Origin of the sequence: Williamsia sp. DF01-3, from assembly GCF_023051145.1 — a bacterium.
Lineage (GTDB): Bacteria > Actinomycetota > Actinomycetes > Mycobacteriales > Mycobacteriaceae > Williamsia.
The window spans coordinates 2,589,765-2,614,295 of the sequence record NZ_JALKFS010000005.1 but is presented as its reverse complement, the minus strand read 5'-3'; the positions used below and the strand labels follow the sequence as shown (position 1 = coordinate 2,614,295).

18 protein-coding genes, 2 rRNA genes and 2 pseudogenes are annotated in these 24,531 nt (G+C 63.5%); 9 read left to right on the top strand and 13 right to left on the bottom strand.

The window, feature by feature from the left end:
* Positions 1-16 precede the first annotated feature (16 nt).
* From MVA47_RS14465 to clpS, 4 genes and pseudogenes are all read right to left on the bottom strand, one after another.
* Positions 17-427, bottom strand: a complete 411-nt coding sequence (locus MVA47_RS14465; RefSeq protein ID WP_308280629.1) for a M67 family metallopeptidase — start codon at positions 425-427, stop codon at positions 17-19.
* 25 nt (positions 428-452) lie between these two features.
* Positions 453-1,546 (bottom strand): annotated as a pseudogene (locus tag MVA47_RS14460) (P1 family peptidase).
* Positions 1,547-1,579: 33 nt separating this feature from the next.
* On the bottom strand, positions 1,580-2,161 hold the full coding sequence (locus tag MVA47_RS14455) for a DUF2017 domain-containing protein (protein WP_247208438.1): 582 nt from the start codon (positions 2,159-2,161) through the stop codon (positions 1,580-1,582).
* 5 nt (positions 2,162-2,166) lie between these two features.
* Positions 2,167-2,502, bottom strand: coding sequence for an ATP-dependent Clp protease adapter ClpS (gene clpS, locus MVA47_RS14450; protein ID WP_099385040.1), 336 nt, complete (start codon positions 2,500-2,502; stop codon positions 2,167-2,169).
* A gap of 33 nt (positions 2,503-2,535) precedes the next feature.
* On the opposite strand from clpS, the gene MVA47_RS14445 reads away from it, so the two are divergent.
* The 6 genes and pseudogenes from MVA47_RS14445 (at position 2,536) to MVA47_RS14420 (ending at position 12,387) form a co-directional block, all read left to right on the top strand.
* On the top strand, positions 2,536-3,837 hold the full coding sequence (locus MVA47_RS14445) for a nicotinate phosphoribosyltransferase (RefSeq protein ID WP_247208437.1): 1,302 nt from the start codon (positions 2,536-2,538) through the stop codon (positions 3,835-3,837).
* Between the two features lie 10 nt (positions 3,838-3,847).
* The gene (locus MVA47_RS14440) at positions 3,848-4,444 is read left to right on the top strand and encodes an isochorismatase family protein (protein ID WP_247208436.1); all 597 of its coding nucleotides are present in this window, start codon (positions 3,848-3,850) and stop codon (positions 4,442-4,444) included.
* A 43-nt stretch (positions 4,445-4,487) separates the two neighbouring features.
* The gene (locus MVA47_RS14435; protein WP_247208435.1) at positions 4,488-6,566 is read left to right on the top strand and encodes an ATP-dependent DNA helicase; all 2,079 of its coding nucleotides are present in this window, start codon (positions 4,488-4,490) and stop codon (positions 6,564-6,566) included.
* A gap of 105 nt (positions 6,567-6,671) precedes the next feature.
* Positions 6,672-8,676, top strand: a pseudogene (locus tag MVA47_RS14430) (maltotransferase domain-containing protein).
* Positions 8,673-10,901 (top strand): 1,4-alpha-glucan branching protein GlgB, encoded by a 2,229-nt coding sequence (gene glgB, locus MVA47_RS14425; RefSeq protein WP_247208434.1) that lies wholly within the window; start codon positions 8,673-8,675, stop codon positions 10,899-10,901. Before MVA47_RS14430 ends, glgB begins: the two are co-directional and overlap by 4 nt.
* 28 nt (positions 10,902-10,929) lie before the next feature.
* Positions 10,930-12,387 carry a hypothetical protein gene (locus MVA47_RS14420; protein ID WP_247208433.1) on the top strand — a complete coding sequence of 486 codons (1,458 nt, stop codon included), beginning with the start codon at positions 10,930-10,932 and terminating at the stop codon, positions 12,385-12,387.
* A gap of 39 nt (positions 12,388-12,426) precedes the next feature.
* Here MVA47_RS14420 and trxA read toward each other — a convergent pair whose 3' ends face one another.
* The 4 genes from trxA to MVA47_RS14400 all read right to left on the bottom strand — a co-directional run bounded on the left by trxA (position 12,427) and on the right by MVA47_RS14400 (position 16,198).
* The gene (trxA, locus tag MVA47_RS14415) at positions 12,427-13,356 is read right to left on the bottom strand and encodes a thioredoxin (RefSeq protein WP_247210798.1); all 930 of its coding nucleotides are present in this window, start codon (positions 13,354-13,356) and stop codon (positions 12,427-12,429) included.
* A gap of 69 nt (positions 13,357-13,425) precedes the next feature.
* Positions 13,426-14,589: an MFS transporter gene (locus tag MVA47_RS14410; RefSeq protein WP_247210796.1), complete on the bottom strand. Its 1,164-nt coding sequence runs from the start codon at positions 14,587-14,589 to the stop codon at positions 13,426-13,428.
* Positions 14,590-14,678: 89 nt separating this feature from the next.
* Entirely contained in the window at positions 14,679-15,014 is a 336-nt protein-coding gene (locus MVA47_RS14405; protein ID WP_247208432.1) for a DUF3817 domain-containing protein, read from the bottom strand.
* Positions 15,011-16,198, bottom strand: coding sequence for an acetyl-CoA C-acetyltransferase (locus MVA47_RS14400; RefSeq protein ID WP_247208431.1), 1,188 nt, complete (start codon positions 16,196-16,198; stop codon positions 15,011-15,013). The genes MVA47_RS14405 and MVA47_RS14400 overlap by 4 nt, the downstream gene beginning before the upstream one ends.
* A 68-nt stretch (positions 16,199-16,266) precedes the next feature.
* Between MVA47_RS14400 and mce the strand changes: the two genes are divergently transcribed.
* Complete coding sequence (gene mce, locus MVA47_RS14395) at positions 16,267-16,746, top strand: methylmalonyl-CoA epimerase (protein WP_030163870.1); 480 nt, start codon at positions 16,267-16,269, stop codon at positions 16,744-16,746.
* A 132-nt stretch (positions 16,747-16,878) separates the two neighbouring features.
* Positions 16,879-17,919, top strand: a complete 1,041-nt coding sequence (locus MVA47_RS14390; RefSeq protein WP_247208430.1) for a hypothetical protein — start codon at positions 16,879-16,881, stop codon at positions 17,917-17,919.
* Positions 17,920-17,973: 54 nt separating this feature from the next.
* On the opposite strand, the gene MVA47_RS14385 is transcribed toward MVA47_RS14390, so the two are convergent.
* Both MVA47_RS14385 and nucS read right to left on the bottom strand, forming a co-directional pair.
* Entirely contained in the window at positions 17,974-18,216 is a 243-nt protein-coding gene (locus MVA47_RS14385; RefSeq protein ID WP_247208429.1) for an ATP/GTP-binding protein, read from the bottom strand.
* Positions 18,217-18,229: 13 nt separating this feature from the next.
* On the bottom strand, positions 18,230-18,910 hold the full coding sequence (gene nucS / locus MVA47_RS14380) for an endonuclease NucS (RefSeq protein ID WP_247208428.1): 681 nt from the start codon (positions 18,908-18,910) through the stop codon (positions 18,230-18,232).
* A gap of 119 nt (positions 18,911-19,029) precedes the next feature.
* Between nucS and MVA47_RS14375 the strand changes: the two genes are divergently transcribed.
* Positions 19,030-19,530: an NUDIX hydrolase gene (locus tag MVA47_RS14375; RefSeq protein ID WP_247210795.1), complete on the top strand. Its 501-nt coding sequence runs from the start codon at positions 19,030-19,032 to the stop codon at positions 19,528-19,530.
* Here the strand turns inward: MVA47_RS14375 and glsA are convergent.
* The 3 genes from glsA to MVA47_RS14360 all read right to left on the bottom strand — a co-directional run bounded on the left by glsA (position 19,527) and on the right by MVA47_RS14360 (position 24,379).
* Positions 19,527-20,921, bottom strand: coding sequence for a glutaminase A (gene glsA, locus MVA47_RS14370; protein WP_247208427.1), 1,395 nt, complete (start codon positions 20,919-20,921; stop codon positions 19,527-19,529). The two genes, MVA47_RS14375 and glsA, sit on opposite strands and share 4 nt — an antisense overlap.
* Positions 20,922-21,022: 101 nt before the next feature.
* Positions 21,023-21,139, bottom strand: a 5S ribosomal RNA gene (gene rrf / locus MVA47_RS14365).
* 105 nt (positions 21,140-21,244) lie between these two features.
* Positions 21,245-24,379: ribosomal RNA gene (locus MVA47_RS14360) — 23S ribosomal RNA — on the bottom strand.
* Positions 24,380-24,531: the final 152 nt, after the last annotated feature.

The window sequence follows — 24,531 nt, the reverse complement described above, 5'->3', positions numbered from 1 at the left end:
GCGTCGTGGCACACGACTAGTGGTCGTCGATCGTGATCTGTTCTTCGGTGACCGTGCCGTCAACGATCCGGTAACTGCGGATCTCCTCGTTGTCGGCGTCGCGAGTGGAGATCAGCACGTAGTGGGCGTTCGGTTCGGATGCGAACGAGATGTCGGTTCGGCTCGGGTAGGCCTCGGTCGCGGTGTGCGAGTGGTAGATCACCACGGGCTCCTCGTCGGCCCGATCCATCTCGCGCCACACCTTCAGCTGCTCCCCGGAGTCGAAGCGGTAGAACGTCGGGCTGCGCTCGGCGTTTGTCATCGCGATGAACCGCTCGGGCCGGTCCGAACCCTCCGGTCCGGCGATCACTCCGCATGCCTCGTCGGGATGGTCGGCGCGGGCGTGCGCCACCATCTGGTCCACCAGCGATCGACTGATGTTGAGCACTCCCACCTCCGTTGTCACGCACCCGTCACCGAAGTGCAAATGCTGAAGGCAACGTCTGGCGGTAGGACGGTATTCCGGCAACCGGATCAGCCGACAGGACAGCCTTGACGATGGCCCGCTGAACGGCAGTGGCCGCCGCTTCTGCGATCACCGCTACAAGGGCAGCTTGCTGGTTCATCCCCATCGGGATCGTCGGCGCCTCGCCCTCCCCCGGGGTGGGTGTCACCGTGCCGGTGGCCACCGCGAAGAGCGTGTCCCCATCAAGCGGCGAGTGCGCCGGTCGAACGGCTCGTGCCAGACCGTCGTGCGCTGTCATCGCAACCCGTGTGGCCGATGCCGGGTCCAGAACAGCGTCGGTGGCGATCACACCGATCGTGGTGTTCAGTGACGTCGATTTGGTTGTGAGCGAACGCAGTTGAGCAATCTCCTCGACGGCGGGAGGACGCAGCCCGTAGTAGTCGAGGTCAGAGAGACCCGCGCCCCAAGGCACACCGGTGGACGGGTCGATCACTGCACCGACCGGATTTGCCACCACCAGCGCCGCCACCGTGACGCCCGTGGCGGCCCGCTGGTGATGCGGATACTCGCCGATCCGACCCCACCTTTGAGTTCACCGGCCCGCGCCCCGGCTCCTGCGCCCACCGAACCGGATGCCACATCGGTGCTCGCCGCTGCGGCCGCCCGCTCCCCGAACTCGCGATCCGGCCGCGCCGACCAGTCACCGACCGCGAGGTCGAAGATCACCGCGGCGGGAACGATCGGGACCACCGACCCGCGGGTGTCCATGACCAGACCCGTGCCCTGCCCCTCCAGGAAAGTCATCACCCCGTCGGCAGCGGCGAGCCCGTAGGCGCTCCCGCCCGTGAGGACCACGGCGTGGGCTTGCTGCACGGTGTTGGTGGGATCGAGGAGGTCGGTTTCGCGAGTGCCGGGTCCCCCGCCGCGTACGTCGACGGCCGCGACCGCGCCGTCCGGCAGCAGCACGACGGTGGTGCCCGTGGCCCAGCCCGCGCCGGCCTGATCCTCGGTGGCTACGCTGACCTCGTCGTCGACCCGATGGTGGTGTCCGACACGTACGCCGTGCACGTCGACGATCGAATCGGTCGGCCCCGGAATCATCGCTTGTTCCTCACGTCCGGGCCGGCATCGAGATCATTTCCCGATCAGGGCGACGACAAGAAGTTCCTGGACAACCGTCAGCCAGTGATAGACGTCGAGGTGAGCGGACATCGGATCACCCTCAGGCAACTGATCGGGAGTCGACTCGCTGATCCCGATCATCGCGCCGAGGGCGAGTCGCACGTCGTTGATCGCCGCGAGCCACTGGTCCGCCTCGGCCTGAGTGAGCGAGACCGGTCCGCCGCCGTCGGGCAGCGAGTCCAGAACTGCTTGTGCCGCTTGCTTTTTGGCCGAGATGATGTGCGGTTCGTGCAGACTGCGCAGGGCGCCGTTCAGATCGCCGGTGACCGCGTCCACCGCCGTCGATTCGTCTTGGTCGGGTCGATGGAAGTCTGGGAACAGGCGTCCCAGCGTCACGTCTGACGGCGGTTCGGAGTGCCCTGCCTCGATCCCGGTGAGATCAGCGAGTTCGTCGGACGGTGCCGTGGACTGCCGTTCGTCGAGCAACTCGGTCATCGACGTGACCAAAGATGCGATCAAGTCGGATTCGTGTGAGTCCAATTCGGTGGTGATCCGGAGCCGTTCGCCGGAACCACGCCGTTTCCAATTGCGCACGCGGCTCAGCTGTCCCGCTGCATCGTGGCCCACAGACCTGCCGCGTGGAGCTTCTGGACATCCAACTCGACCTTGTCGCGGTCACCGGTGGACACAACCGCCTTGCCCTCGGTGTGCACCTGCATCATCAGTTCCGCCGCCCGTGTCTCGCTGTATCCGAACAGCTTCTGGAACACGTACGTGACGTATCGCATCAGGTTCACCGGGTCGTCCCACACGATGGTCACCCAAGGCCGATCAACTGCCTGGTCACGTTCGGCGACGGCGGTACTCGACGGGGTAGCCTCGTGCTGACCGTCGCCCGCTGCCGACACAGGGCCGAAGTGGTGCGGTGCGGTCATCATCTGTCCGCGCATGGCCCTAGGGTACCGATAGTGACCGCTTCGAACACAGCGCTGCTGACCGATCATTATGAGCTCACCATGGTCGCCGCAGCGCTCGCCGACCAGAGCGCCCATCGGACGTGCACCTTCGAGGTTTTCGCGCGGCGGCTGCCAGATGGGCGTCGATACGGCGTCGTCGCAGGTACCGGCCGTCTGATCGATCAGCTCACCAACTTCACCTTCGGACCCGAACAGCTCGCCGTGGTGGAGAAGTTCCTCGACGACGAGACGCTCTCGTGGCTCGCCGACTATCGGTTCTCCGGCGACATCGACGGATACGCCGAGGGCGAGCTCTACTTCCCCGGCTCGCCCATCCTCACCGTCCGCGGCACGTTCGCCGAAGCCGTCATGCTCGAGACATTGGCGTTGTCCGTGCTCAATCACGACAGCGCCATCGCGTCGGCCGCCGCCCGGATGGTCACCGCGGCCGGGTCACGGCCCATCATCGAGATGGGGTCACGACGTACCCACGAGGAGGCGGCCGTCGCCGCATCGCGAGCCGCGTACCTGGCCGGTCTCTCCGCCACGTCGAACCTCGAGGCCGCCCACCGCCACGGTGTACCGAGCGCCGGCACCAGCGCCCACTCGTTCACCCTGGTGCACACCACCGCGGACGGACCCGACGAGAAGACCGCCTTTGCGGCCCAGATCGCCAAACTCGGTGTCGGCACCACCTTGCTGGTGGACACGTACGACATCACGCAGGGCGTCGCCAACGCGATCGAGGTCGCCGGGCCCCAGCTCGGTGGCGTCCGTATCGATTCCGGTGACCTCGGTGTGCTCGCCCGGAAGGTCCGCAAGCAACTCGACGACCTCGGTGCCAGCGGCACACGCATCGTGGTGTCGGGAGACCTCGACGAATACGCGATCGCTTCGCTACGCGCCGAACCGGTCGACGTCTACGGGGTGGGCACGTCGCTGGTCACCGGATCCGGTGCGCCGACAGCAGGTATGGTCTACAAGCTCGTGGAGGTCGACGGACTCCCGGTCGCAAAACGCGCCAGTCACAAGGAATCTCGTGGCGGCGCCAAGTCCGCTGTCCGTACCGCCAAACAGTCCGGCACCATCGTCGAGGAGGTCATCTACCCGAGCGGTGGCTCTGAACCGACTCTCGACCTGCCCGCCCGCCCCCTTCAGATCCCACTCGTCAGGGGCGGTAAACCGGTGGAAGGCCTACCGTCACTGACCCAATCGCGTGACCACCTCGCCGCAGGCCTGGTCTCGCTTCCGTGGGAAGGTTTGGGACTCTCGCATGGGGATCCCGCCATCCCGACCCGATTCATCGCACCGTGAGGGGAATGATGTGAGCGAACCCATCCGCACCGCCTTGCTCATCGTCGACGTGCAGAACGATTTCTGTGAAGGCGGATCTCTTGCCGTCAAAGGCGGCGGTGCCGTCGCCGCCGCCGTGACCGCTTACATCAGCCGCGACCACGGGTATCACGCGATCGTGGCCACCCGCGACCACCACATCGACCCCGGCGACCACTTCTCCGACAACCCCGACTTCGTCGACAGCTGGCCACCGCACTGTGTCAAGGGGACGCCGGGAGTGGACTTCCACCCCTCGCTTGCCACCGACACACTCGATGCCGTGTTCAGCAAGGGTGAATACAGCGCGGCGTACTCCGGGTTCGAGGGATTCGACGATTCCGGTGCCGGATTGGCGGACTGGTTGAGAGACAAGCAGATCAACGCCGTCGACATCGTAGGACTGACAACCGACCACTGCGTGGTGGCAACCGCGCTCGACGCACAGGCGTCCGGATTCACCACACGGGTGTTGTTGCGCTACACCGCCGGAGTCAGCCCGGACACCACCAAGACAGCCGTTGCCCGGATGACCGAGGCCGGTATCGGCGTGATCACCGGTGTGTCCGCGGCGGACCGTCCCGCATGATCTGGTGGCATGACACAGACCTGAGCCGCCGTGGACGATCACGGTGACGTCCATACCCGAGGTACCCGAACTGCTCGCCTCCGCGGTGCAGGCGCTCGGAGGCGCCAAACGTGATGGTCAGCTCAAAATGGCTTCGGCCGTGGCTCATTCGATCGACACCGGGGAACATCTGGCCGTCCAGGCCGGCACCGGAACCGGTAAGTCTCTCGCCTACCTGGTTCCGTCGCTGCGACATGCCGTGGACACCGGGCACACGGTGGTGGTGTCGACTGCCACCATCGCCTTGCAGCGCCAGCTCGTCGACCGCGATCTCCCGCGCACCGCACAAGCGCTCACCAAGCCCCTCGGTCGCGCACCAGAGTTCGCCATCCTCAAGGGCCGAGGAAACTATCTGTGCCTCAACAAGATCCATGCCGGAACCATCGAGGAACCCGACGGGGAACTCTTCGACGCCTTCACCGCATCTCGGATGGGACGCGAGGTCACCCGGGTCCGCGAATGGTCGTCGGACACCGATACCGGTGACCGCGACGACCTCGAGCCCGGCGTATCGGACCGGGCCTGGCGACAGGTCAGCGTCAGCGCAAGAGAGTGCCTGGGAGCAACCAATTGCTCGTACGGGGCCGACTGCTTTGCCGAGAAGGCCAAGGCGAAGGCAGGCGCGGCCGACCTCGTTGTGACCAATCACGCGCTGCTGGCCATCGACGCGATGAGCCAGGCAACGATCCTGCCCGACCACGACGTGGTGGTGGTCGACGAGGCCCACGAACTCGCCGACCGGATCACAGCTGTGGCCACCGCAGAGATCTCGGGCACCTCCATCGCAGGTGTGGCCCGGCGCTGCGGGAAGTTGATCGACCAGGAGATCGCCGACGACATCGAGGGCAGCGGCGAGTTGATCGAGTCCCTTCTCGAACAACTCGAACCCGGCAGATGGAGCGGGCTCCCCGACGGCGCGCCGCTGGCGCTCGCGTCGTTGCGTGACCGTCTGTGGAAGGCGCACACCGCCATCGGGCCCGCCAAACGAAGTGGCGAGGTGGACGCCGACGCGAGTGCTGCCCGCTCGGCTGCGCTCACCTCTCTGGAAGAGATGCACGACACCGCCGTGCGGATTCTGGCCGCGTTCGACGATCCCGACGAATCGCGCCGCCTGGACGTCGTCTGGGTCGGGGAAGACCTGGTGCGAGGTGAACGCAAACGGGTACTCAGGGTGGCCCCACTGTCGGTCGGCGGGCTGCTGCGTGCCTCACTGTTCGCCAAGGCGACAGTGATCCTGACATCGGCCACACTGACCGTCGGCGGTTCATTTGACGGCTTGGCGGCCGGCTGGGGATTGCCGCCACACCGCAGCGGCGATGCCGGATCCGACGTCGACTCCGAGGCAACCAAATCTGCCCAGAGCATCACCGCAATCGGCAAGCCGCCGCCGTCCGACGAGAAGAAGATGCGGTGGAACGGGCTCGACGTCGGCTCCCCCTTCGACCATCAGAAGGCCGCAATTCTGTATGTCGCAAAACATCTGCCCGCACCGGGCCGCGACGGCATCTCCGCCCGCACGCTCGACGAGATGGTGGAATTGATCACCGCCGCAGGCGGCCGCACGCTCGGGCTGTTCTCTTCGATGCGCGCCGCCAAAGAGGCGGCCGAGGCCGTCCGCACCCGGATCGAGCTCCCGGTCCTCTGCCAGGGCGACGGCGCGACGGGGGCGCTGGTGAAAGAGTTCGCCGCCGACGAGAAGACCTGTCTGTTCGGCACTCTCTCGTTGTGGCAGGGAGTGGACGTCCCGGGCCCGTCACTCAACCTCGTCCTCATCGACCGGATCCCCTTCCCACGACCGGACGATCCCCTGCTGATGGCGCGTCAGCGTGCGGTCGCGGCCCGAGGAGGCAACGGCTTCATGGCCATCGCTGCCACCCACGCGGCGCTGCTGATGGCTCAGGGTACGGGCCGTCTACTCCGGTCGACGTCCGACCGAGGAGTGGTGGCAGTGCTCGACTCACGTTTGGCGACGGCACGCTATGGAAACTACCTACTCGCGTCGTTACCACCTTTCTGGCGGACCACCGATGCCCAGCTGGTACGGGGTGCACTGACCCGATTGCAGGGCGCCGGCGCCGGGTGAGGGTGTCCGAGCCCGAGCCGATCGGGCCCGGGTCGCCTACGGTGGTGGTGCACGCGACGACATGACGGCGTTGGGCGACAACACTCTCGAAAGGTGGCGGACTCATTGATAGGGCGCATCGGGATCGATGACATTGCCCCGGTAGTCTCTTCCGGACAGTTTGCCGCGAAAGCGGTTGTCGGAGAGACTTTTCCAGTCACCGCAACAGTCTGGCGCGAAGGCCATGACGCGGTGGCGGCCACTCTGCACGTGGAAGGTCCCGCCCGCGGCGGCACCGTCGACGTCCGGATGGTCCCGGCAGCAGAACCAGATACCTTCAACGCCGTCTTCAGTCCGACCAGCATCGGATATTGGACGTACCGCATCGACGCATGGAGTGATCCGTTCACCACCTGGCGCGACGCGATGGACAAGAAGCTCGCCGCCGGTCAGGGAAGTGCGGAGCTCGCCAATGACATCGAGCGCGGGGCCCGCCTCCTGGACCGGGCCCTCGACCTCGTCCCCCGAGTGATCGCGACGTCGTCGCGGGCGCATCGGCATCCTTGCGTGATGCCAATGCCGCTCTGCCCGATCGTGTCGGCCCGGCGCTCTCGGCCGAGATAGCTCAATTGCTCACCGATCACCCTGTTCGCGAACTGATCACCAAGAGCCGCACCTACCGGGTCTGGGTGGACCGCACCAGGGCACTGTTCGGATCCTGGTACGAGTTGTTCCCTCGTTCCACCGGCGGATGGGACAACGAGGGCCATCCGGTTCACGGCACGTTCCTGACCGCGGCCGAGGACCTCCCCCGCATCGCCGACATGGGGTTCGACGTGGTCTACCTGCCCCCGATCCACCCGATCGGAGAGGTGAATCGCAAGGGACCGAACAACTCCGTCACCGCTGGACCAGAGGATGTCGGTTCCCCGTGGGCCATCGGATCGGCAGACGGTGGCCACGACGCCATCCATCCCCGCCTCGGGTCTCTCGACGACTTCCACTACTTCCGCCACCGCGCCGAGGAACTCGGCATGGAGGTGGCGCTTGACCTGCGTTGCAATGCGCTCCGGACCATCCGTGGACCACCGAACACCCCGACTGGTTCACGATCGAACCCGACGGCAGCATCCGGTACGCCGAGAACCCGCCCAAGAAGTACCAGGACATCTACCCCCTGAACTTCGACGACGACCGCAACGGGATATTCAGAGGCGTCCTCAAGGTGGTGTTGCACTGGGTTGCGCAGGGCGTCAAGATCTTCCGGGTCGACAACCCTCACACCAAGCCACCAGACTTCTGGGAGTGGCTGATCATCGAGGTGAAGAAGCGCGACCCCGACGTGCTGTTCCTGGCCGAGGCATTCACCCGGCCCGCCCGTCTCTACGGCCTGGCGAAACTCGGGTTCACGCAGTCCTACACCTACTTCACGTGGCGGACCGCCAAATGGGAGTTGACCGAGTTCGGCAACGAACTGGCCGAGAACGCCGACATCGCCCGCCCCAACCTCTTTGTCAACACGCCCGACATCCTGCACGAAAGTCTGCAGCACGGCGGCCCCGGGATGTTCGCGTTACGTGCCGCGCTGGCGGCAACGCTGTCGCCGACGTGGGGCGTGTACAGCGGCTACGAGTTGTATGAGGGCCAGGCGGTACGCGAGGGCAGCGAGGAATACCTGGATTCGGAGAAATATCAGCTCCGGCCACGGGATTACAAAGGTGCTGCGAGCCGGGGCGAGTCGTTGGAGAACTGGCTTCGCTCGCTCAATGAGATCCGCCGGCGGCATCCGGCGCTCCAACAGCTGCGATACCTCAAGTTCCACCACGTGGACAACGACGCACTGATCGCATATTCGAAGTTCGATCCGAAAACCGGGGATACGGTGGTTGTCGTGGTGAACATCAATCCTTATGGAGCAGAAGAATCCACCCTGTGGCTGGACATGCCCTCACTCGGCTATGACTGGCAGGACCGCTTCAGCGGAGTCGACGAGGTGACCGGCGAGAACTTCCACTGGGGTCAGGCCAACTATGTTCGGCTCGAACCCTGGCGTCAGGTGGCCCACGTGGTCGCGTTGCCCCCCATGCCCGAAGAGGCCCGCGCGGCCCTGTCGTTCCGGACTTCGTCATGAGCGCCGCCGCCTCCGAGGCCCCCGACGCAACTGTGACCGACGGCGATCTGCATCGACTCCTGTCAGGTACGCATCACAACCCGCACGACCTACTGGGCGCACATCCGGCCGGTGACCACACCATCCTGCGCACGCTCAAACCCGATGCCGTGTCGGTGAGCGCCGTGATCGGTGGCGTCGATTACCCACTGACACACCAGGAATCGGGATTGTTCGTCGCGGCCGTGCCGCTGACCGACCTGATCGACTACCGATACCGGGTGAGCTATCCCGCCGACGAATCGGGTGTGGCGGACCGGGAGTTCGTGGTGGCCGATGGATACCGATTCCTGCCGAGTCTCGGTGAGCTCGACATCCATCTCTTCACCGAAGGCCGCCACGAGCGGCTCTGGGAGATCCTCGGACCGCAATCACGTGTGTACTCGACACCTGACGGCGAGGTGACCGGGACGAGTTTTGCCGTATGGGCACCCAATGCCCAGGGCGTCACCGTGATCGGGAGCTTCGACGGCTGGCGTGGCCACACCGCGCCGATGCGGTCCCTCGGGTCCAGCGGCGTGTGGGAGGTGTTCATCCCCGACATCGGACCGGGCACCACCTACAAGTACCGGATCACCGGCAATGACGGGGTGGTGCGCGAGAAGGCCGACCCCATGGCCCGCGCCACCGAGATCCCGCCCAAGACCGCATCTGTCATCCCCGAGACGTCGTTCGAATGGACGGACGACACATGGGTTGCCCAACGTGAAGAGTCCGACGCCACCATCGAACCGATGAGCGTCTACGAGGTCCATCTGGGCTCGTGGAGACAAGGCCTCACCTACCGTGAGCTGGCCGAACAACTCGGTGACTACGTCGTCGAACTCGGCTTCACACACGTCGAGTTGCTGCCCGTGTCGGAGCACCCGTTCGGCGGTTCATGGGGTTACCAGGTCACCTCGTACTACGCTCCCACGTCACGTTTCGGAAGTCCTGACGATTTCCGGTTCTTCGTCGACCACCTGCATTCGCTCGGGATCGGCGTGATCGTGGACTGGGTGCCCGCCCACTTCCCGAAGGACGCCTGGGCGTTGGCCCGCTTCGACGGGACCGCGCTCTACGAGCACGGCGACCCTCAGCGAGGCGAGCAGCTCGACTGGGGCACGTACGTGTTCGACTTCGGACGCAACGAGGTCCGTAACTTCCTGGTCGCGAACGCCCTCTACTGGTTCGACCAGTTCCACATCGACGGCCTACGGGTAGACGCCGTCGCATCGATGTTGTACCTCGACTACTCCAGGCCCGAGGGAGGCTGGACGCCGAACATCCACGGCGGCCGCGAGAACCTCGAGGCCGTGCAGTTCATCCAGGAGATGAATGCGACCGTCCACAAGCATCACCCCGGGGTGGTCACGGTCGCCGAGGAGTCCACGTCGTGGCCGGGCGTCACCCGCACCACCAACCTCGGGGGCCTCGGCTTCTCGATGAAGTGGAACATGGGATGGATGCACGACACGCTCGGGTTCCTCGGGCGTGACCAGATCCATCGCAGCTTCCATCACCACGAGATCACCTTCTCGCTGATGTACGCGTGGAGCGAGAACTTCGTGTTGCCGATCAGCCACGATGAGGTGGTGCACGGCAAAGGCACGCTGTGGTCGCGGATGCCGGGAGATTCCAGGACCAAGGCGGCAGGGGTCCGCGCGCTGCTCGCGTACATGTGGGCCCACCCGGGCAAGCAACTGTTGTTCATGGGTCAGGAGTTCGCACAGACCCCTGAGTGGTCGGAGGAGCGCAGCCTGGCCTGGGAGCAACTCGAAGGCTGGGAAGGTGAGCTGCACAGCGGAGTCCAGTCGCTGGTCTCCGACCTGAACAGCGTCTACAAACGTCACCCTGCTCTCTACAGCCAGGACATCACCCCGAATGGCTACTCCTGGATCGACGCCAACGACACCGCGGGCAACATCATCAGTTTCCTGAGGTGGGGATCCGACGGCTCGGTGATGGCCTGCGTGTTCAACTTCTCCGGCACCACTCGCACCGACTACCGGGTGGGACTACCGCTGACGGGTTCGTGGGACGAAGTGCTGAACACCGATGCGCCGTCCTACGCCGGCAGCGGAGAAGGCAACCTGGGGCAGGTCATCGCCGAGGAAGAATCGTGGCATGGTCGCCCGGCCTGCGCTCGCCTGACGCTTCCGGCGAACGGTGCCATCTGGCTCACTCCGGCAGCCACCACCGACTAGCACGGATCGGCGCGGCTAGAGTTTGGTCGTGGCCCATAGCTCCCGGCGAACGCCGGTTCTGATCGGTGCGCTGGTGGGGGCCTGTCTGATGCTCGTCTCGGCGTGCGCGACGCGCGAGGAGCGTCAGGTGGTCACCGGTGAAGCGGTGTCGGCGTACGCCGACCCATTCACAGTCGCCGGCCTTCCCGTCACAGATGGCGCCAACGGACTCCGTGATGACGCGGCGGACACCGCTCTGGACATCCGTGGGGGCGACGACGGTGAGATCGACGACCTGATGGGTGCCGCGCTGGCGGACCTGGAGACGTATTGGAAGCAGGCATTCGAGCCTGCCTTCAAAACGAGTTTCAAAACCGGTCTGTCCTTCGTCTCATGGGATGCCGAGTCTCCCCAGAGCCGGTCGGTGCTGTTCTGCAACGAGCCGACCTTCGGTCAGGTCAATGCGGCCTTCTGCCCCACTCGCGATGAGATCGGTTGGGACCGCGGAGTTCTGATGCCGGCTTTGGCGGACGCATTCGGCCCGATGGCGCCTGTCACGGTGATCGCGCACGAATACGGGCACTACATCCAGATGATCGGCGGTTTCGACACGGACACCTCGCCCATCGTCAGCGAGCAGCAGGCCGACTGTCTCTCCGGGAACTTCATCCGATGGATCGCCGAAGACAACGGCGAGTTCCTTCAGATCAACACCGGGGACGGGCTCAACACTGCGGTGGCCGCTCTGATCTCCGCACGCGACAGCCGCCGGGGCCGGTCCGATCACGGCACCGCCTTCGAGCGGGCCCTCGCGTTCGAGAAGGGTTTTCGGTCTGGACCGGCGACGTGCGCAGCGATCACTGAACTGACGATCGACGACCTGCGTGACCAGATGCCACCGAGGTTCGACAATGCCGGGGCCATCGACACCTCCCCGTTCACCGAAGCCGGCCTGGAGTCGGTGGTCCAGTCGGTCGAGGCGTTCTTCGACCTGCCGAACACCGCCCGGCCGTCGGTGCTCACCGACCGGATCGAGCAACCGTGCAGTGGGACGCCCGATCAACAGACCGCGCTGCCTGTCGCGTTCTGCCCGGACACCAACACCGTCTCGATGAACCCTGATGAACTAGCCCTGATCGCGACCAACGGAACCAGCGGACCGTCTGGTCTGCCGAGCTTCATCGGTGGGGACTTCAGTGCGTATTCGCTTGTCGCCTCCCGGTATTCACTTGCGACACAGCGCGCGCGAGGCCAAGTGCTGGACCAGCCGGTGACCGCGGCCCGGGCTGCCTGTTACACCGGCCGGTGGGCACGGTCGACAGCGGACTCCGGCACCTTCACGCTGCGCGGAGGTGACCTCGACGAATTGGTGTCGGGTCTACTCGTGAGTGGCGCGGTCGCCAGCGATGTGGCCGGTCGGTCGTTGCCGAGCGGGTTTTCGCGGATCGCAGCCTTCTCGGCCGGCTACTTCGGTGACGAGAAGGGCTGCGGCCGCTACGACCCGTAGGTCTCGACAGGTCAGCGCTGATCGGGCGTCAGGGGTCGGTCAGTACAGGGCGGTCGCGAGCTTACGCCGGGCCGCGACCACAAACGGCTCCGCCGGGTCGAACAGCTCGAACAGTTCCAGCAGCCGGGTCCTTGCCCTGGTCCGCTCGTCGCCACCGGTCTTCGCAATCACCGCAACGATGCGGTCGAATGCTGCCTGCGGCTGCTGATTCAACAGTTCGACATCCGCGGCCGCCAGGTGGCCATCGACGTCGTCGGCCTCGAGGTCCGTGAGCGACGCGGGATCGTGGCTTTGTGCCCTCGATACGAACTCGAGGTTGCGGACAAGCGATGCGGCCTCGACGTTGTCGGGTTCGGACGCCGCGATGTCCTTGTAGTCGGCGAGAGCACCATCGATGTCGCCACTGTTCAGCTTGTCTTCGGCCGCGGCCATCCGTGGATCGACCGGTTCGGGCTGCGGCTCATCGGAGTCGTCAGCCGGAGCTCCGGTGAAGGTGTGTTCGTACTTGGCCAGGATGTCGTCGACCCACCCCTGGATCTGGGCGGCCGGCTGTGCGCCGGCGAATGCCGACACCGGCTGGCCACCGGCGATCGCCACCACGGTGGGGATCGACTGGACCCCGAACAGTTGCGCGATGCGGGGGTTGGCGTCCACGTCGACCTTGGCCAGCACCCACTTGCCGCCCGACTGCTGTGCAAGGGCTTCGAGCGTCGGTGAGAGTTGTTTGCAGGGCCCACACCAGGTTGCCCAGAGATCGACGAGTACCAGCACCTGTTCCGAACGTGCGACAACATCGGATTCGAAGTCGGCTTCGGTGACGTCATAGACGGCAGGGAAGGCGCCGCCTGCCGGCACTGGTGACGCCGAGGTGGGCGGGCCCGACGCGGGCGGCGTCGCCGGCCGGTTGGGTTGTGCGCGTTGGGCATCGGCCCGCTCTTTGAGAACGGACAGGTCCACTGCCCCGGACATCGCCGCTGCGGCTCGGGCAGCAGCCTGTTGACGTGGTTGCGGTCTGCTCACCCGTCCAGTCTGGCACGGTCAGAGACCGTGTGGTGCCCCGGTCCGCCCGCGTTCGCCAGCAGCGGACGCAGGTTTCTGCGCAGACCCGGCGTCACCCGCACGCGGTCGGACGACCGGCGCCGCCACGAACGCGAACGCCATGCCGGCTGCAGCGATCCAGAGCGCGGTGCCGAGAGAGAACCAACTGCTCACCGGACCGATTACCGCGGGTCCGGCCAGCATTCCGACGTACCCGCACCCGACAACCAGCGAGATGGTCTGGCCACTGGACCGGCTGGAGATGTTGCCGGCTGCGGTGAACAGCTGAGGCACCCCGCCTGCCACTCCGAGGCCGAAGATCGCCCATCCGATGACACTGAACACCGGTGTCGGCGAACAGATCACCAACGTCATACCGACCATGGCGATGGCAGATCCCAGGCGCACCACCGCAACCGGTCCCAGCCGCGCACTCACCGTGTCGGCCGAGAACCGGCCGACGACCATCGTGGCGCTGAACGCGCCGAACGCGATTGCTCCGACGGCCTCGGGCTGGCCGTAACGTTCCACCAGGTACAGCGCACTCCAGTCGTAGGCGGTTCCTTCGGCCAGCATCAGACCGAAAGCAACCGCGGCCAGCAGGGCGATCCTTCCCCACGGCCGCCGCGACGCGGCGGCGTTTCCTGTCTCGCCGGGTTCGCCTGGCTCTTCGTCGGCAGAGCCGGTGATCAGGGTGTTCGACAGCACCAGAGCGCAACAGATCGCCAATGCGCAGCAAGTCCCCAACGTGGCCAGCAGGGGCACATCCACTGCCAGGGTGGCGGCGACCGCCCCTGAGCCGACCAGTCCGCCGATCGAGAAGAACCCGTGGATCGAGGACATGATCGGGCGGCCGTAGATCCGTTCGATGAGCACGGCCTGCGTGTTCATGGAGACATCGAGGGCGCCATTGCAGAATCCGAACATCACCATCGCCGCCGCGAGGGTGATCGGTCCGGTGGCCAGGCCCGGCAGAACGATCGCAACAGCCAACGCGATCGCGCTGATCACAGTGGGTCCTCGCGAGCCGAAACGGTCGATCAGCGGTCCGAGCAGCTGCATGCCGACAAACGCCGAAGCGCCCAACGTCAGCAACAGCCCACCGAGAGTCGCGTTGTCGACGCCCGTCCGGTCCTGGATCACCGGGATGTGGGCGACCCACATCGATGCCAACAGACCGTTCAGGGCAAAGATGCCGGACACCGCCACGCGCACGGCACGTGACGCGTGCGCGGTGGCGGCGGTATGCGTTGTCAGGAGGTGGCGGCCCGGGTCGGGGCGTCGGTCCCGTCGAGATGTCCGTTCCTCTTGGCCCAGATCTCGAAGATCAGGGTTCCGAACGGCGGGATGCTCGCAACGAGGGCCAGCCCGGTCGTGACCAGGTTCCACCGCAGGCGCCATGCGGTGAACAAGGCAACCACGATGTACGCCACGAAAACCACCCCGTGCGTCATGCCCGGAATGGCGACCGCCTCTTCATGGCCGAGGACCCATTTGAAGAACATGGCGATCAGCAGGGCCAGCCAGGTCACGGCCTCAGCGATGGCAACAACACGGAAGATCTTTGCGGTGAGGTCGGTGGAGATCATTTCGCGGGCACCTTGATGATCAACGCGTCGCCCTGGCCGCCGGCCCCGCAGAGTGCTGCGACCCCGGTGCCGCCGCCACGGCGGGCCAGTTCGAAGGCAAGGTGCAGGGTGATCCGTGCGCCGGACACACCGATCGGGTGACCGAAGGCGATCGCGCCGCCGTTGACGTTGACCTTGTCGTCACTGAGTCCCAGCTCGGCGGTGGACGCCAGGCCCACTGCGGCGAACGCCTCGTTGATCTCGACGAGATCGAGGTCGGCAGGTTCGATGCCGGCACGCTTGCAGGCCTTCAGGATGGCCCGCGACGGCTGGTGCTGCAGCGTGGAATCCGGTCCGGCGACCACACCGTGGGGCCCGATCTCGGCCAGCCATTCCAGTCCCAGCTCGGTTGCCTTGTCTTTGTTCATCACCACGACCGCTGCGGCGCCGTCCGAGATCTGCGACGAGTTGCCTGCGGTGATCGTGCCGTCCTTCCGGAATGCCGGACGCAATCGAGCGAGCGAATCTGCGGTGGTGTCCGCGCGAATGCCCTCGTCCTCGGCGAACTCGATCGGATCGCCCTTGCGCTGCGGGATGCTCACCGGGACCACCTCGTCGGCGAAGAGGCCGTTCTTCCAGGCCGCGGCCGCACGCTGGTGGGATTCTGCCGCGTACGCGTCTTGCTGTTCGCGGGTGAACGACTCGACGTCGTTCTGCTGCTCCGTCAGCGCGCCCATCGGCTGATCGGTGAACGGATCGTGGAGCCCGTCGAAGGCCATGTGGTCGACCAGCTCGGTGTTGCCGTACTTGAACCCGCCACGGCTACCCGGGAGGATGTGCGGAGCCTGCGTCATCGACTCCTGGCCACCGGCCACCACGCAGTCGAACTCACCGGCGCGGATCAGCTGATCGGCCAGTGCGATCGCGTCGATTCCCGACAGACACATCTTGTTGATGGACAGGGCCGGGACGTCCCAGCCGATACCGGCTTTGACGGCGGTCTGCTTGGCGGGCATCTGACCGGCTCCGGCACCCAGGACCTGACCCATGATCACGTATTCGACCTCGGAGGCAGGAACCTTGGCCTTTTCCAGAGCGCCGCGGATGGCGATCGCGCCCAGGTCCACTGCGCTGAAATCCTTGAGCGAACCCATCAATCGTCCGATCGGGGTGCGGGCTCCGGATACTATTACCGATGTCGACATCTACTTCTGACCTCTCGTCAAAGCTGGCTGAATGGTGGCGCAACCACACACAACGCTACCTTTAGACCATGAGTGCTCCGGAACAGAACCCCCAGTCAGCGGTACTGACATCCATCGGCGAACTGGTCACCGCGATCGACCATGTTGGTATCGCCGTCCCCGACCTCGAGGCGGCCAAGGCCTGGTATCTCGACAACCTGGGCCTGGTGTGCCTGCACGAGGAGACGAACGAAGCCCAGGGCGTCGTCGAAGCGATGGTCGGGCCTGCAGGCGCCGAGAAGTCGCACGCACTGATCCAGCTGCTCTCCCCCATCGACGAGACGTCCACCATCGCCAAGTTCATCGACCGTAACGGCCCGGGTTTACAGCAGATGGCCGTGCGTGTCACCGATGTCGAAGAGGTCACCCGGCGGCTCGTCGCCAACGGGTTGCGGGTGCTCTACGACGCACCCCGCCGCGGCACCGCGAACTCCCGCATCAACTTCATCCATCCCAAGGATGCCGGTGGTGTCCTCCTCGAACTGGTGGAGCCTGCAGCCGCTCACTGACTCGGCCCCGTTTTCACCTTCACGGCTGGTTCGCCTGGCCGGCAGCAGCCCAGCGTTGCAGTGCGGTAACACAGTTCGTGCTGTCCACCGGCTTGAACCGCTTTGGCGCCCGCGCAGCGTAAAATTGCGGCCATGCCATCTCACGAGGCCACATCTGCGTCCGGACTGCCTTTCGCCACGGTCATGCGCGGTTACGACCGTGATCAGGTCATCGACTTCTTTCGTCGTTTCGACGCCGAAATGCGAGTCATAGCCGCAGATCGTGACGCTGCCACCGCGAATGCGCGCGAACTCGCCGACAACTTGGAACTTGCACGCGAGGAGATCGAAGAGCTCCGCCGTGAGGTGAACAAGCTGTCGGTACCCCCGACCACGGTGCAAGGCATGAGCGAGCGCGTCTCGAGCATGTTGCGACTTGCATCCGACGAGGCGTCGGAGATCCGCGCACGATCGGAAGCCGAAGCGGCAGAGACTCTCTCGATAGCCAGGCAAGAAGCCGAAGAGCACCGCCAGGAGATTGCCAGGCAGACGCAGGAGATGAACGAGCGTCGCGAGGCGATGAACGCCGAACACGAGACGACCATGCATGCCGCGCATGAGGAGGCGGGGCGTATCGTCGCCGACGCCAAAGCCAAGGCCGAGGAACTCGATGCCCGGGCGCAGAGCAATCGCGAGCGCATTCAAGAAGATTTCGACACGACGATGGCCGCCCGCCGCAAGGAAGCCCTGGAGCAGGCCAAGCAGCTCGAAGCCACCAGCAAGGCCGAGGCGAAAGAGCGCTTGGACACCGCGCGAGCAGAAGCGGAGAGCACCCGACAACGCGCGGCGTCGGCGGCGACCGAAAGGATCACTCGGGCACAGGAAGTCACCGAGCAGATCCGAACACTGCGCGCTCGCATGCTGGCGCAACTCGCCGAGGTGCGAAGTCAACTCGACGATGTGCCACAGCTACTCGCCGAAGTCGAGAACGAGCCCGAACTTCTCGACCCGGACACCAAGGGCCTGCTCAACAAGGACCTGTCCGAGAACGCGCGGCTCGATCAGCCGAATCAAGCTGTCGGGGAGCAGGATTCACACCAGGCGGTGGGCCCCACCGACGCATCCGAGCACGATGGCGACACAGACGACGCCGCCGCCACCGACAACGACACGGTCAGCGCCTCCTACCGCTGATCACCGCGAAAGCTGACGGGGTCAGTCCAAGGTGACTTTTCCGACCAATCCTCTTCACCTGGCCGGACGCCGCCGGTGGATACGTCTGCGCCAGCATCCGGTATGCCAGTGGCGGCGATCATCGATGCGATCCGGCCCGCCATAGTCGTCGACCGGCCAGGCGACCACGTGGGGTGTCCCAACGAAGATCACCTGACTGCAGTGTGGACAGCGATAGTCCTTGACCGCACGTTGCCCGGAGATGGGCCGCACGTAATAGTCGGTGCCGTCAGGCCCGGGTTCGATCCGCTCCAGCACCGTTGAGCCTGTCCTAGAACAGCCGGAACTCGGTACTCTCGGTCCCCCGGAGTTTGTCGTAATCGAGTGTGACGCACCGTATACCGCGGTCGGTTGCCAGCGTCCGCGCTTGCGGCTTGATCTGCTGGGCAGCGAACACCCCTTGCACGGGAGCCAGTAGAGGGTCGCGATTCATCAGCTCCAGATAGCGGGTCAGTTGTTCGACGCCATCGATCTCCCCGCGGCGTTTGATCTCCACTGCCACCGACACACCGTCGGCGTCTCGGCACAGCAGATCGACCGGACCGATTGCGGTCATGTACTCGCGCCGCACCAGGGAGTACCCGCTGCCGAGCGTCTCCACATGCTCGGCCAGAAGCTCCTGCAAGTGCGCCTCTACGCCGTCCTTCACCAGACCGGGGTCGACACCCAGTTCATGACTGGAATCGTGCTCGATGTCGGTGATGGTGATCCGGAGCTCTTCACCCGCTTTGTTGGTCACCACCCACAGCCGTGGCCCTTCAGGGGTGGCGGGATCTTCCTCCACCAGCCAGCACGGTGGGCTCATCCAGTTGAGTGGCTTGTACGCACGGTCGTCGGCATGGATGCTCACCGAGCCGTCCGATTTGATCAGCAGGAGTCGACGGGCCATCGGCAGATGGGCTGTCAACCGGCCCACATAGTCCACCTGGCATGTCGCGATAACTAGACGCACGACGTCCACCTTAGGCGCGCACGAGCGCACGTCCTCCACGCCGTGCCGGGGTCGGCCATATTGTGGTCCATGTGTCGATCAAACGAGTCTCCTCCTCGGAGATCTATGCCAACCCCTGGATGTCGCTGAGAGAAGATCAGATACTCCGAGCCGACGGGAGTCCTGGGATCTACAGCGTGGTCGACAAGCCGACAGGTGTTGTGGTGATCCCACGGGACGGCGACCGTCTCTTTCTCGTCGAACAGTTCCGATACGCGGTCGGGGCGCGACGCTGGGAGTTCCCCGCAGGTACCGCACCCGATCGAGCAGATGTTCCCCCGCCGGATCTCGCTGTTCGCGAGCTCGCGGAAGAGACGGGTCTGGTGGCCGACAGTCTCACCCAGATCGGCATGTTGGACGTGGCGCCAGGGTTCAGCAGTCAGCGGCAAGTGGTGTTTCTCGCCGAGGGCCTACACACGGGATCAACCGCACGAGAGCACGAAGAGCAGGACATGGACGCGCGCTGGTGGACAGTCGCCGAGGTTCGGGCAGCGGTGAGAGCCGGCCAGATCTGCGATGGGCAGACTCTCGCGGCGCTCACGTTGCTGTCTCTACACGATTCCGGGGACGCGACCATCTAGGTACGGTCGACCGCGACCTTCAGCAGGAAATCCTCCGCTCGCGTGATCGCCTCTACCATCGTGGTCACCACATACTCCGCGCCAGGACTCGGCTCGGCGACGTGCGCGTTGCGCCTTACCACGACTCCGTCGGGATCGACGATCACTGCCGTACGCGCGGCTCCGTTGATGTTCTCGCTGGCACCGGAGAACATCGAGCGGGATACCTGGTCCACGTGATCGACGCGGCTCATGTCCAGGATGGCGACATCGAACTCCGCGACTGCAGCACGCAGTCGCCTCAGTACGCTCTCCGTGCCCGAGAAGGTCAGGTCACCCTGGAGCTCGTATATCCGGATGCGGTCTCGTTGCCCGTTCAGATATCGCCGTTCATGGTCTGACCTGTCGGACACGATGTCGATCTCCCGTGCCGAATAGAACGAACGGATGGTCACCCGACTCTCTCGAGCCACGTTGAACATATGCAGCCCGAGGTCGGACGACAGACGCTTGCATGCGCTCACTCCCCTGACGCTGTTGCCGTGCTCATCGAGCAGAGGCGAGTAGACACCGATCCCCAGCTGCCCGGGCAGGACAGCCATGATTCCGCCCCCGACACCGCTTTTCGCAGGCAGCCCGACGGTGGTCACCCAGTCGCCGGCTCCGTCGTACATTCCGCAAGTGGTCATCACACTCAAGACCCGCTGGACAACCGCCTGCCCTACTGCCCGCCGACCCGTGCGCGGATTGACGCCGCCGTTGGCAAGGGTCCCGCCGATCGTCGCGAGGTCGTCGGTCGTCACGATCAACGAGCACTGCCTGAAGTACAGATCGATCGCGTCCTCGGGCGCCGCCCGGAGCATGCCGAAACTCTGCAACATGTAGGCGATCGCCCTGTTGCGTGCGCCGGTCCGCATCTCGGACGCGTAGACGTCGGCGTCGAGACTGAGTTGCCTGCCTGCGCACGCCGAGTAGAACTCGAGTAGTTCGGCGAACGCCTTGTCCACGTCCGGTTGAGTCTCCAGAAGCAGAGAAGCAGAGAGAATGGCCCCGGCATTGATCATCGGATTCCTGGGCCGTCGACGAGAATCCACGCTGATCTCGTTGAACGCTTCACCGGACGGTTCAACACCGATCCGTTCGTCGACCGCATCAAAACCCTTGTGGGTCAACGCAAGCGCGTACGTGAGCGGTTTCGACACCGATTGGATGGTGAAACCGATATCCGCGTCGGCGATCGAGTAGACGTAGCCATCGTGTAGCGCCAGCGACAGCCCGAACCGACTCGGATCCACCTGGGCCAGTTCTGGGATGTAGTCCGCCAGCTCCCCGCCCCCGCCGGCATAGCAAGAACTGTGGATGTGCTGGAGGTACGACTCGACCAGCGACGGACCGGTGACCAGGGATGCCATGGACTCATCTAAGCAAAGACCGTCTCCACGGAGCCGGCTCGACGTCGAAGTACCCAGAAGCACTGAAGCCCCCCGCGTAAGCGGGGGCTTCAGTAAGTTGTGTTCGGCGGTGTCCTACTCTCCCACACTGATTAGGGTGCAGTACCATTGGCGCTGGAGGGCTTAGCTTCCGGGTTCGGAATGGGGCCGGGCGTTTCCCCTCCGCTATAGCCGCCGTAACTTTATGAAACCAGTACACACATCTTCTGGCCTATTTATCTTTTTTGAGATGTGTGTGTTGTTTCAGATATTGCACAGTGGATGCGAAACAAGTTTCTTGTTTTGGTTGTAAGTCCTCGGCCGATTAGTACCAGTCACCTGCACCCGTTACCGGGCTTCCAGTTCTGGCCTATCTACCCCATGGTCTGTGGGGGGCCTTACCCCTGCTAAGAGGGTGAGAAACCTCATCTTGGAACAGGCTTCCCGCTTAGATGCTTTCAGCGGTTATCCCTTCCGAACGTAGCTAACCAGCGGTGCCCTTGGTAGGACAACTGGCACACCAGAGGTTCGTCCGTCCCGGTCCTCTCGTACTAGGGACAGGTTTCCTCAAGTTTCTTACGCGCGCGGCGGATAGAGACCGAACTGTCTCACGACGTTCTAAACCCAGCTCGCGTGCCGCTTTAATGGGCGAACAGCCCAACCCTTGGGACCTACTCCAGCCCCAGGATGCGACGAGCCGACATCGAGGTGCCAAACCATCCCGTCGATATGGACTCTTGGGGAAGATCAGCCTGTTATCCCCGGGGTACCTTTTATCCGTTGAGCGACACCGCTTCCACTTGCCGGTGCCGGATCACTAGTCCCGACTTTCGTCCCTGCTCGACATGTACGTCTCACAGTCAAGCTCCCTTGTGCACTTACACTCAACACCTGATTGCCAACCAGGCTGAGGGAACCTTTGGGCGCCTCCGTTACATTTTAGGAGGCAACCGCCCCAGTTAAACTACCCACCAGGCACTGTCCCTGAACCAGATCATGGTCCGAGGTTAGATATCCAATACGATCAGAGTGGTATTTCAACAACGACTCCACACACACTGGCGTGCATGCTTCACAGTCTCCCACCTATCCTACACAAACCGAACCGAACACCAATACCAAGCTATAGTGAAGGTCCCGGGGTCTTTTCGTCCTGCCGCGCGTAACGAGCATCTTTACTCGTAATGCAATTTCGCCGAGTCTGTGGTTGAGACAGCAGAGAAGTCGTTACGCCATTCGTGCAGGTCGGAACTTACCCGACAAGGAATTTCGCTACCTTAGGATGGTTATAGTTACCACCGCCGTTTACTGGGGCTTAAATTCTCAGCTTCACACCGAAGTGTTAACCGGTCCTCTTAACCTTCCAGCACCGGGCAGGCGTCAGTCCGTATACATCGTCTTACGACTTCGCACGGACCTGTGTTTTTAGTAAACAGTCGCTTCTCTCTGGTCTCTGCGACCACACCCAGCTCACAACGAAAAGTTGATCACCAGACGTGGTCCCCCTTCTCCCGAAGTTACGGGGGCATTTTGCCGAGTTCCTTAACCACAGTTCTCTCGATCGCCTTAGTATTCTCTACCTGACCACCTGTGTTGGTTTGGGGTACGGGCCGTGTCGCCACTCGCTAGAGGCTTTTCTCGGCAGCATAGGATCATGGAATTCGCCTCATTCGGCTACGCATCACCTCTCAGGATATGTGAGACACGGATTTGCCTATGTCTCTCCCTACAGGCTTACACCAGTACAACCACTGACTGGCCCCACTACCTTCCTGCGTCACCCCATCGCTTGACTACTACCAGCAAAGGTCCCATGCATCCAACCAAACGAAACCCGAAGGTAACCCTTGATCTTCAGGATGGTTAGTACTGCTGATTCATCACGGACGCGACTACACGGGTACGGGAATATCAACCCGTTGTCCATCGACTACGCCTGTCGGCCTCGCCTTAGGTCCCGACTCACCCTGGGCGGATTAGCCTGGCCCAGGAACCCTTGGTCATTCGGCGGCGAAGTTTCTCACTTCGCTTTCGCTACTCATGCCTGCATTCTCACTCCCACACCCTCCACACCTGGATCACTCCGATGCTTCCATGGATGCAGGACGCTCCCCTACCCACCCACACACCTAGTCTTTCCCCCGCAGGAAAAAGACGGGCTAACGTATGAGTGCCGCGGCTTCGGCGGTGTACTTGAGCCCCGCTACATTGTCGGCGCAGGATCACTTGACCAGTGAGCTATTACGCACTCTTTCAAGGGTGGCTGCTTCTAAGCCAACCTCCTGGTTGTCTTCGCGACCCCACATCCTTTTCCACTTAGTACACGCTTAGGGGCCTTAGCCGGCGATCTGGGCTGTTTCCCTCTCGACTACGAACCTTATCGCCCGCAGTCTCACTGCCGCACTCTCACTCACTGGCATTCGGAGTTTGGCTGACGTCAGTAACCTTGTAGGGCCCATCGGCCATCCAGTAGCTCTACCTCCAGCGAGAAACATGCGACGCTGCACCTAAATGCATTTCGGGGAGAACCAGCTATCACGGAGTTTGATTGGCCTTTCACCCCTACCCACAGCTCATCCCCTCCATTTTCAACTGAAGTGGGTTCGGTCCTCCACGACGTCTTACCGTCGCTTCAACCTGGCCATGGGTAGATCACTCCGCTTCGGGTCTAGACCCGGCGACTCTGACGCCCTATTCGGACTCGCTTTCGCTACGGCTACCCCACACGGGTTAACCTCGCCACCGAGCACTAACTCGCAGGCTCATTCTTCAAAAGGCACGCCATCACCAACCAGCCACTAAAGACTGCATCAGCTTTGACGGATTGTAAGCGCACGGTTTCAGGTACTATTTCACTCCCTCCCGGGGTACTTTTCACCTTTCCCTCACGGTACTAGTCCGCTATCGGTCACCAGGGAGTATTCAGGCTTATCGGGTGGTCCCGACAGATTCACAGCAGATTTCACGGGCCCGCTGCTACTTGGGTGTCCATATCAACAGTCGTCACATTTTCGGCTACGGGATTCTCACCCTCTACGACAGGCCGTTCCAGACCACTTCGCCTAACACAACGATTTCTCACTGTTGGCCAACCCGGCAGAATTGACACAATGGATCCCACAACCCCACGAATGCAACGCCCGCCGACTATCACACATCCATGGTTTAGCCTCATCCGCTTTCGCTCGCCACTACTCACGGAATCACATGTTGTTTTCTCTTCCTGTAGGTACTGAGATGTTTCACTTCCCTACGTTCCCTCCACACACCCTATATATTCAGATGCGGGTAACACGACATCACTCGTGCTGGGTTTCCCCATTCGGACACCCTCGGATCACAGCTCGGTTGACAGCTCCCCGAGGCTTATCGCAGCCTCCTACGTCCTTCATCGGCTCCTGGTGCCAAGGCATCCACCGTACGCTCTTACACACTTACAAACATTATCAAAACAAAATAAAGATGCTCGCATCCACTGTGCAATTCTCAAACAACACACACCCACCAACCGGCACCCCGCAGAAGAATCTTCACCCCTCCGCGATAACAGGCACCCGCATCAGCCGGCATCATCGTTAAATCCAGAGCAAAC